This window comes from Streptococcus mitis SK564 (assembly GCF_000148525.1).
In the GTDB taxonomy this organism is placed as follows: Bacteria; Bacillota; Bacilli; order Lactobacillales; family Streptococcaceae; genus Streptococcus; species Streptococcus mitis_H.
The window spans coordinates 36,725-46,671 of sequence record NZ_AEDU01000027.1; the positions used below are offsets into that span (position 1 = coordinate 36,725).

The 9,947-nt window shown below is 41.2% G+C and carries 9 protein-coding genes and 1 riboswitch; all 9 genes read left to right on the forward strand.

What is annotated here, in order from left to right:
- The first annotated feature begins 85 nt into the window (after positions 1 to 85).
- On the forward strand, positions 86 to 589 hold the full coding sequence (locus SMSK564_RS11255; protein WP_000181390.1) for a tRNA (cytidine(34)-2'-O)-methyltransferase: 504 nt from the start codon (positions 86 to 88) through the stop codon (positions 587 to 589).
- Between the two features lie 53 nt (positions 590 to 642).
- Positions 643 to 861, forward strand: a riboswitch (FMN riboswitch).
- 159 nt (positions 862 to 1,020) lie between these two features.
- Positions 1,021 to 1,584, forward strand: coding sequence for an ECF transporter S component (locus SMSK564_RS11260; RefSeq protein ID WP_000185833.1), 564 nt, complete (start codon positions 1,021 to 1,023; stop codon positions 1,582 to 1,584).
- Positions 1,574 to 2,224 carry a phosphatase PAP2 family protein gene (locus SMSK564_RS11265; protein WP_033630798.1) on the forward strand — a complete coding sequence of 217 codons (651 nt, stop codon included), beginning with the start codon at positions 1,574 to 1,576 and terminating at the stop codon, positions 2,222 to 2,224. The genes SMSK564_RS11260 and SMSK564_RS11265 overlap by 11 nt, the downstream gene beginning before the upstream one ends.
- A gap of 27 nt (positions 2,225 to 2,251) precedes the next feature.
- Positions 2,252 to 2,671, forward strand: coding sequence for a hypothetical protein (locus tag SMSK564_RS11270; RefSeq protein ID WP_000867287.1), 420 nt, complete (start codon positions 2,252 to 2,254; stop codon positions 2,669 to 2,671).
- 4 nt (positions 2,672 to 2,675) lie between these two features.
- Positions 2,676 to 3,125, forward strand: a complete 450-nt coding sequence (locus SMSK564_RS11275; protein ID WP_025170929.1) for a GNAT family N-acetyltransferase — start codon at positions 2,676 to 2,678, stop codon at positions 3,123 to 3,125.
- Between the two features lie 270 nt (positions 3,126 to 3,395).
- Positions 3,396 to 4,442, forward strand: coding sequence for a phenylalanine--tRNA ligase subunit alpha (gene pheS / locus SMSK564_RS11280; RefSeq protein WP_000103741.1), 1,047 nt, complete (start codon positions 3,396 to 3,398; stop codon positions 4,440 to 4,442).
- On the forward strand, positions 4,442 to 4,951 hold the full coding sequence (locus SMSK564_RS11285) for a GNAT family N-acetyltransferase (RefSeq protein WP_000619956.1): 510 nt from the start codon (positions 4,442 to 4,444) through the stop codon (positions 4,949 to 4,951). Before pheS ends, SMSK564_RS11285 begins: the two co-directional genes overlap by 1 nt.
- Before the next feature lie 76 nt (positions 4,952 to 5,027).
- Entirely contained in the window at positions 5,028 to 7,433 is a 2,406-nt protein-coding gene (pheT, locus tag SMSK564_RS11290) for a phenylalanine--tRNA ligase subunit beta (protein ID WP_000961521.1), read from the forward strand.
- A gap of 462 nt (positions 7,434 to 7,895) precedes the next feature.
- The coding region (locus SMSK564_RS0103090) for a YSIRK-type signal peptide-containing protein (protein WP_000429740.1) at positions 7,896 to 9,947 on the forward strand (2,052 nt) is incomplete at its 3' end.

Genomic DNA, 9,947 nt, shown 5'->3' on the forward strand with positions numbered 1-9,947 from the left:
TTAACGATGCCTTAACCACGCTGTTTGCTGAGCTTGACTCCGGGCAGTGTGGCTATTTTTTTGCAATGGTGAAAGGAAGCAAGTCATGACAAATCACATTGTATTATTTGAACCACAAATTCCACAAAATACAGGCAATATCGCGCGTACTTGCGCTGCAACCAATTCTCCCCTCCACATCATCAAGCCAATGGGCTTTCCTATCGATGATCGCAAGATGAAGCGAGCTGGATTGGATTATTGGGATAAGCTAGAGATTTATTTTTACGAGAGTTTGGAGGATTTCATGTCTCAGATGAAGGGTAAACTCTACCTGATTTCTAAATTCGCTGAGAACGTGTATTCTGAGGTGGATTTATCGACTGACGAGGACCACTATTTTCTCTTTGGACGTGAAGACAAGGGTTTGCCGGAGGACTTTATGCGCGAACATCCTGAGAAGGCTCTCCGTATTCCCATGAATGATGAACATGTCCGCAGTCTCAATGTGTCTAATACCGTCTGCATGATTGTCTATGAGGCTCTTCGCCAGCAGAACTTTGCAGGTCTTGAGCTCGTCCATACCTATGAAGTGGATAAATTGAAATAAAAAATGAAAATGAACAAAATGCTTGCGCTTGCAAGCGTTTTTTGTTATGATAAAAGAGTCTTCAGGGCAGGGTGTGATTCCCGACCGGCGGTAAATTTGACTAGCTATTTTAGCTTTCTCGTCGTTGTCTTGTCTCGATATACTTTAAGTATTATCTTCGACTGCGACGTCTAGATAAATCTAAAATATCTTAGCCAAATAAGTCCGCGAGCGCAAGCTGATGTGGTGAGATTCCACAACCGACAGTATAGTCTGGATGGGAGAAGACGAAAGAATAGCTTTGTCTGTTCTGATAGATTTATAGCTGAACTGTAACCGCTTGCTTTGTTTTAATAGAGTGAGAGGGAACTTTTGGGATATAAAAAGTGAGAATAGATAGAGGAATCCTTTCTAACTTCTTCTGATTTTATAGAAAATTGGAGGAACCTGTTATGACAAACACACGTCGACTTTCGACCATTGCGATTTTATCAGCCATCTCATTTGTGCTGATGTACTTTGACTTTCCGCTTTTGCCAGCGGCGTCCTTCCTCAAGATAGAATTTAGTATCTTGCCAGTCCTTGTTGGTCTGGTGGTCATGGATTTGCCTGCTGCTCTAGGAGTTCTCTTGCTTCGCTCACTCTTGAAATTGCTTCTTAACAGCCAGGGAGTGAATACTTACATTGGTTTGCCGATGAATATCGTAGCTTTGGGAGTTTTTGTCATCGTATTTGCTTTGATTTGGAAAAAGGAACGGACAACTCTTCGTTTCCTACTAGGCTCTCTAGCTGGGACTATTGGTTTAACCGTGGCTATGTTGGTTCTCAACTATGTTTATGCTGTTCCTTTGTACGCTAAGTTTGCTAACTTTGATATTGGAAAAATTTTGGGACTTTCCAACTACCTAATGACCATGGTATTACCTTTTAACTTGATTGAGGGTGTAATCTTTTCCGTTTCATTCTGGTTGTTGTATATTCTCTTGAAACCAACCTTAAAACATTATGAGAGATAAACAAACATTTTTAATGAAGGGCAGTTTTGCCCTTTTACTTTTCGTTATTCTTGGCTACATGGTCAAATTTTACCCTGAAACGCTGGTCGGTTTTGACCAACCGATACAGACTGCCGTTCGAGGAGACTTGCCAGATTACTTGACTATTCTTTTCAGGGCCATCACACGTCTGATTGATATTCCAGTGATTATTACTTGGGTTGTCATTACAGCCTTTATCTTTTATTTTAAGAGATGGAAGATAGAAAGTTTCTTCATGTTGGGAAATCTGGCTTTGGCAGGACTTTTAATCGTGACCTTTAAAAATATCTACCAGCGCCCGAGACCAGCTATTTTACACTTGGTTGAGGAGAAGGGATTTTCTTTCCCAAGTGGCCATTCTCTGGCTGTGACGCTGATGGTAGGGACTTTGATTGTCATTCTCAGTCAACGGATGAAAGATCCAGTCTGGAGAAAAGTCGTGCAAATCGTCCTTGGTCTCTACCTAGTCAGTGTGTTGGTATCAAGGGTCTATCTGGGAGTTCATTATCCATCAGATGTACTTGCCAGTCTCTGTGTCGGCTTGGGAGTCTTGTTTATCGAGTTTCCCTTTTATGATAAGCTCCGCTTCCAATGGCGATTTAAAGGCCAGCAGAAGTGAGTATCAAATTCCTTTGAGGAGAAAGAAATGAAAGTCAATATAGCAGATCTTCATCCGACTCAACTATACTTATCAGAAAAGAAACTAGCAGGCCTCCAGACACTTTATCAGTCTGTAGAATTAAACAATGTTGATCCAATTAGTATTCTTGCGTTCGGAGATTGCTTGTTGATTACAGATGGACATCACAGGGCTTATCAGGCTTTATTGGCAGGTCAGGATACGATTTCTGCTGAGTTTGATAGAGACGGCGGTGATGAACTATATCATCTCTATGCGCAAGTTTGTGAGGAAAGAAAGATTTACTCTGTTTTGGATTTAAAAAATCATATCTTACCTCAAGATGAGTATGAAGCAAAATGGTATAACTGGTGTGATGGTTTTAATCAAGCAGCAACTCTCTTATTGAAAAGGAAAGCAGATGAAACGGATTTTACAAATAGATAATGCATTGCGTCTTGTTCCTTATTATAAGGTCAATCATTGTGAAGAAGCTTTTGCTTGGTATCAGGATGTGAACTTGGTTCACCTCGTAGATGGTGTGAAGAGACCTTATAGTCAAGAAACTTTGGAAGCTATGTATTCCCATTTGGATCAGCATGGTGAACTTTTTTGGATTGAAGTCAAGGAGAAGGGAGAATGGTTTCCAATTGGGGATGTTACACTATCTCAGGATAATCTCCCCATTGTGATTGGGAATTCCGCTTACCAACATCGAGGACTTGGGAAAAAGATTCTAAGTGCTTTGATTGAATTGGCTCGAGTAAAAGGATGGAAAGAATTGAGAGTCAAGGAAATCTACACCTACAATCATGCTTCTAGGAGGTGTTTCAAGTCGCTTGGATTTGTGGAAAATGGAGCAACAGAAAAAGGAATGAGTTTTATATTGAAATTAATCTAATCTAACTTGTTTTTTAACTCAAAATCTGATAAACTATGTAGTAATTGAATAGAAATCCGCAAGACTAGTAGCCTAAGGGAAGTATATCAGGGAGGAGAGCCGTGACTGCAAGCTCTCTATATGAAAGCTGGGTGAATTCACTTGCGCATGGATTTAGAAATGAAGGTCTGACTTGTCAGATAAAAACGGATGGTACCGCGTGTCAACGCTCCGAGTGGAGTTTTTGGCATGTGGTTTTCTTTTTATCTACGAGAGACTGATGGAGGAATTATGTCAACTATTGAAGAACAATTAAAAGCGCTTCGTGAAGAAACGCTGGCTAGCTTGAAGCAGATTACTGCTGAAAATGAAAAAGAGATGCAAGATTTGCGTGTCTCTGTCCTTGGTAAAAAGGGTTCACTTACTGAAATCCTCAAAGGGATGAAAGATGTCTCTGCTGAGATGCGTCCAATCATTGGGAAACACGTCAATGAAGCGCGCGATGTCTTGACAGCTGCTTTTGAAGAAACAGCTAAGCTCTTGGAAGAAAAGAAAGTCGCGGCTCAACTGGCTAGCGAGAGTATCGATGTGACACTTCCAGGTCGTCCAGTTGCGGCTGGTCACCGTCATGTCCTCACACAAACCAGTGAAGAAATCGAAGATATTTTCATTGGGATGGGTTACCAAGTTGTGGATGGTTTTGAAGTAGAGCAAGACTACTATAACTTTGAACGTATGAACCTTCCCAAAGACCACCCAGCCCGTGATATGCAGGACACATTCTATATCACAGAAGAAATCTTACTCCGTACTCACACGTCTCCAGTTCAAGCGCGTGCCATGGATGCCCATGATTTCTCTAAAGGTCCTTTGAAAATGATTTCTCCAGGACGCGTTTTCCGTCGTGATACAGACGATGCGACCCACAGTCACCAGTTCCACCAAATCGAAGGCTTGGTTGTTGGAAAGAACATCTCTATGGCAGACCTTCAAGGAACCCTTCAGTTGATTGTGCAAAAAATGTTCGGTGAAGAGCGTCAAATCCGTCTGCGTCCATCTTACTTCCCATTCACAGAGCCATCTGTTGAGGTGGATGTTTCTTGCTTCAAGTGTGGTGGAGAAGGCTGTAACGTATGTAAGAAAACAGGTTGGATCGAAATTATGGGGGCCGGTATGGTTCACCCACGTGTCCTTGAAATGAGTGGTATCGATGCGACTGTTTACTCTGGATTTGCCTTTGGTCTTGGACAAGAACGTGTAGCCATGCTCCGTTATGGAATCAACGATATCCGTGGATTCTACCAAGGAGATGTCCGCTTCTCAGAACAGTTTAAATAATGATTAGAAAAGTAGAAATGCCAGATGTTGAGGTGTTGGCTAAAATAGCCAAACAAACCTTTCGTGAAACATTTGCGCATGATAATACGGAAGAGCAGTTACAGGAATACTTTGAAGAGGCTTATAGTCTGAGAGTTTTGTCTACTGAGTTGGAAAATCCAGAATCCGAAACCTATTTCATTATGCATGAAGAGGAGATAGCTGGTTTTCTCAAAGTCAACTGGGGAAGTGCTCAAACTGAGAGAGAATTAGAAGATGCTTTTGAAATTCAACGCCTCTATGTGCTACAAAAATTCCAAGGATTTGGATTCGGTAAGCAACTGTTTGAATTCGCTCTTGAACTTGCTACAAAAAATAGTTTTTCTTGGGCTTGGTTAGGTGTTTGGGAGCATAATACAAAAGCTCAAGCATTTTATAATCGATATGGTTTTGAAAAATTTAGCCAACATCATTTTATGGTTGGTCAAAAAGTAGATACGGATTGGTTACTGAGAAAGAAATTAAGGTAAGAAGATGATTCTTCTATTGAAATGATAGGAAAGGAAAAGAACCAGAGTGACAACTGTCATTCTGGAGAACTAAATTATGCTTGTATCTTATAAATGGTTAAAAGAATTGGTGGACATTGATGTGCCATCACAGGAGTTGGCTGAAAAAATGTCAACTACAGGGATCGAGGTAGAAGGTGTCGAATCACCTGCTGCCGGTCTTTCGAAAATTGTCGTCGGTGAGGTCTTGTCTTGCGAAGATGTTCCAGAAACTCACCTCCATGTTTGTCAGGTTAACGTTGGCGAAGAAGAAGCCCGTCAAATCGTCTGTGGTGCCCCAAATGTGCGTGCTGGTATCAAGGTTATGGTGGCTCTTCCAGGAGCTCGCATCGCTGACAACTACAAAATCAAAAAAGGAAAAATCCGTGGTTTAGAGTCACTTGGGATGATCTGTTCGCTTGGTGAATTGGGCATTTCTGACTCAGTTGTGCCTAAGGAATTCGCCGATGGTATCCAAATTTTACCTGAAGATGCCGTTCCAGGTGAGGAAGTATTCTCATATCTAGACTTGGATGATGAAATCATCGAACTTTCCATCACTCCAAACCGTGCGGACGCTCTTTCTATGCGTGGGGTGGCTCACGAAGTGGCAGCCATCTATGATAAGGCAGTCAACTTTAAAGAATTTACTCTTTCAGAAACTGACCAAGCTGCAGCGGATGCTCTTTCTGTGGGCATTGAGACAGACAAGGCGCCTTACTATGCCGCTCGTATCTTGGACAATGTGACTATCGCACCAAGTCCACAATGGTTGCAAAACCTTCTCATGAATGAAGGTATCCGTCCTATTAACAACGTGGTGGACGTGACCAACTACATCCTGCTCTACTTTGGTCAACCAATGCATGCCTTTGACTTGGATACCTTTGAAGGCAATGACATCCGTGTGCGTGAAGCGCGTGCTGGTGAAAAATTGGTGACTTTAGATGGTGAAGAACGTGACTTGGACGTGAATGACTTAGTTATCACTGTCGCAGACAAACCAGTAGCTCTTGCAGGTGTCATGGGTGGGCAAGCAACAGAAATCTCTGAAAAATCTAGTCGCGTTGTCCTTGAAGCTGCTGTCTTCAATGGCAAATCTATCCGTAAAACTAGTGGTCGCTTGAATCTTCGTTCTGGGTCATCTTCTCGCTTTGAAAAAGGCATCAATGTGGCAACAGTCAATGAAGCCCTTGATGCGGCGGCTAGCATGATTGCAGAACTTGCTGGTGCGACGGTTCGTAAGGGCATCGTTTCAGCAGGTGAGCTTGATACCTCTGATGTGGAAGTTTCTTCAACCCTTGCTGATGTTAACCGTGTCCTTGGTACAGAACTTTCTTACGCGGATGTAGAAGACGTCTTCCGTCGTCTTGGTTTTGGCCTTTCTGGAAATTCAGATAGCTTTACAGTCAGCGTCCCACGTCGCCGTTGGGATATCACCATCGAAGCAGACCTCTTTGAAGAAATCGCTCGTATCTATGGTTATGACCGCTTGCCAACTAGTCTACCAAAAGACGATGGGACAGCTGGTGAATTGACTGCGACACAAAAACTTCGTCGTCAAGTTCGTACGATTGCTGAAGGAGCAGGTTTGACAGAAATCATTACCTACGCTCTAACAACTCCTGAAAAAGCAGTTGAGTTCACAGCTCAACCAAGTAACCTTACAGAACTCATGTGGCCAATGACTGTGGACCGTTCAGTCCTCCGTCAAAATATGATCTCAGGTATCCTTGATACGGTGGCATATAACGTGGCTCGTAAGAACAAAAACTTGGCTCTTTACGAGATTGGAAAAGTCTTTGAACAAACAGGCAATCCAAAAGAAGACCTACCGAATGAGATCAATAGCTTTGCCTTTGCCTTGACAGGCTTGGTTGCAGAAAAAGATTTCCAAACGGCAGCAGTTCCAGTCGATTTCTTCTATGCTAAGGGAATCCTAGAAGCGTTATTTACTCGCTTGGGATTAGAAGTGACCTATACAGCAACAGCTGAGATTGCTAGTCTTCACCCAGGTCGTACAGCTGTGATTTCACTTGGTGACCAAGTTCTTGGTTTCCTTGGCCAAGTGCATCCAGTTACTGCTAAGGCTTACGATATTCCAGAAACGTATGTAGCGGAGCTTAACCTTTCAGCCATCGAGGCTGCCCTTCAGCCAGCAGATCCATTTGTGGAAATCACGAAATTCCCAGCAGTTAGCCGTGACGTTGCCCTTCTTCTCAAGGCAGAAGTGACTCACCAAGAAGTTGTGGATGCTATCCAAGCTGCAGGCGTAAAACGTTTGACAGATATCAAACTCTTTGACGTCTTCTCAGGCGAAAAATTGGGACTTGGTATGAAGTCAATGGCTTATAGCTTGACCTTCCAAAATCCAGAAGATAGCTTAACAGACGAAGAAGTCGCACGCTACATGGAAAAAATCCAAGCATCGCTCGAAGAAAAAGTCAATGCAGAAGTGCGTTAAGTTATTAGAATTTGAAATGAAAGTTTAGACTTAAACATAAAAAACGAATAAAACTAGTTTTCTAGACAGTTAGAATTCTATTTTGTTCGTTTTTTTGTTTTTAAATCTTAGGTCTTGTTAGTGTGAATGAAGCTGTTCTTATATACTTTCTTGATTTCGCTTTTATAACTGTTGAAGACTACAGTAGATTGAAATAAACTGCGAACAAATTTATTGGGGAATTCAAACAAGTTTATAGCAATGTTTTAGAAGTTTCAATGTGCTGTCTCAACTTCGGCATGAAATAAAATCTAAGTGTGTTTTTATTTTTCTGTCCAATGAATTAAAATAATTGATTTATTAGATTAACAATGATAAAATTAGACTGAAAACAATGTATAAGTTATAACTTGAGTTAATATATATATATATATTAACTAGCATTGCCGTTTTCATTAATAAATTATAAAGGAGTCTTTATAAATGGAAAATAATCATTCTATGAGTCGAGTAGAGCGCTCACGACGTGAGAAGGTAACTCGTTACTCTGTTCGAAAAGTAAGTTTTGGTGCGGCCAGTGTGGCGGTTGCAGCATTTTTCATGTTTTTGGGAAATGGTGCAGTGTATGCAGCAGAACCAAACGTAACAGCAACAGATTCTGCCTTAGCAGCTAATCCAGCAAACAATCAGTTGGATGAAAATTCTGGTGCCAGTGACTCGACTGCTCCGAAAGCTCAAGCAGACACAACTACTCCAACACCTGCTGACTCAAGCTCAACATCAGTGGAGTCAGCTCCTGCTTCAAAAGTTCAAGACGAAACACCTGCTCCAACTCCTGTTGACGAAAGTGTAGCATCCGTAACTCCAGCTCCTGCTTCAGCAACAGAAGAAGCAGAAGAAAAGGCTACATCTGACTTGGATAAAAAACAGCTAGAAGATTACGTAGCAGAAATTGATGCTAAATTATCCTCAGGTAGCTATGCTACTAAGACAGATGAGAGTGTCGCAACACTTAAAGAACATCTAGCACTAGCAAAACTTGCCCTAACAACAGCCCAAAGTCAAGACGAGTTAACAAAAGCTTATAGAAGACTCTTTATGACAGTGAACAGCGGTTTACGTAGCAAGCCTAAAGCGCAGGTGGAAAGTCCTAAACTAGATACCACAGAAGGAAAAGCTACTGTCGGTAAGAAAGCTAGCAATACTGAGAAAGCTACAGGAACCAACTCTATCGCAAACTCAGGACAACATGATTCACGGAACGGTCAGTCCCTAGATAGAAACAATCCATTCCGAACAGATGGAGCAACGACGGATACTGATCCAGCTGCTCATCAAGTGTTTGAAGGGACAAGCGCTGACGATAGTGTAGAAGACCTTTCTAAAAAACTTCGTGATTTGAATGATACGGTTGAAAATAACAGGAAAGTTTCCGAGGAATTAGACTCTCTTGGAGCGGCTACAGGTGTTGAAAAAGGAACTGTTAAAAATCTAAATGAATTTGGTGGTTGGACTGCTATAACGGATTCAGAAGGAAATGGGAAGTTTGCTATTGCAAGAAAAACAGATAAAGGTGTTTTTCCTATTGAAACGATCAATACCGTTAGAAATATTAATAGTAACGTAACTAAGACCTATCTCAGAGAGCAAGCAATTGATAGATCTGCAGACTATATGCTGTACTTATCGGAAGTCAGAACTCAAGCGAGTAAAAACGAGCCAACCTTCAATGGTAAAGACTACCAGTTGAGTGGTTTAGGACCACAATTATCATATGGTCTTAAGGGCTATAATGGTATTCAAAAGACCTTTAAAGCCTATTCACCAGACAGTGGCTCAAAAGTTAAAATAACATTTAAAACAGGATATTCTGGTGACATTGATGGATCAAAAGCGAAGTATAGGGTGCAAGTTTTCACTTCGGCGTCATCTACTAATCCAGTGTATGATGTAACTTTTGATCCACAAAACAATACAGCTAATAACGATATGACAGTACGTAAAGCTTCAGATGGTAGCAGTGTCACGAGGGAATACATACAAGGGACAAGTCCCTTGAATAAGCAAGATATTGAGAATAAAATGGCGCAAGCAGGCTCTATCCCAAATGGAGTGGCAGGTAGCTTTACTAGTAGAGATATTGACTTACCAGTAGGTGTAACAGACTATACTGTGAAAATAAGTTCTGCTGACAATGATCGATTAGGTATGGGATACCAAGCACAGCATCGCCACTATGCTCTACCTATCTCTGGTCTTGATTTTCATGTGACACAAAACACAGGGGAAGTAGCTAAAGAACTTTTGAAAAAAATCTATCTTAAACTGAAGGAAACGGAAGAAAAAGACAAGAGTTTTAAGACAGAAGAATCTCAAAAAAATTATGAAGCAGAGTTGCAAAAAATTGATCAATTATTAAAAGAAACTACAAAATCTACGACTGAGTATAAAAATGTGCTCACAGATGTATTGATCAAAAAACAAGAGTTAGCTAATTCTGACCAAGAAAAATCTATTAAATCTAAGGCTTCAGAT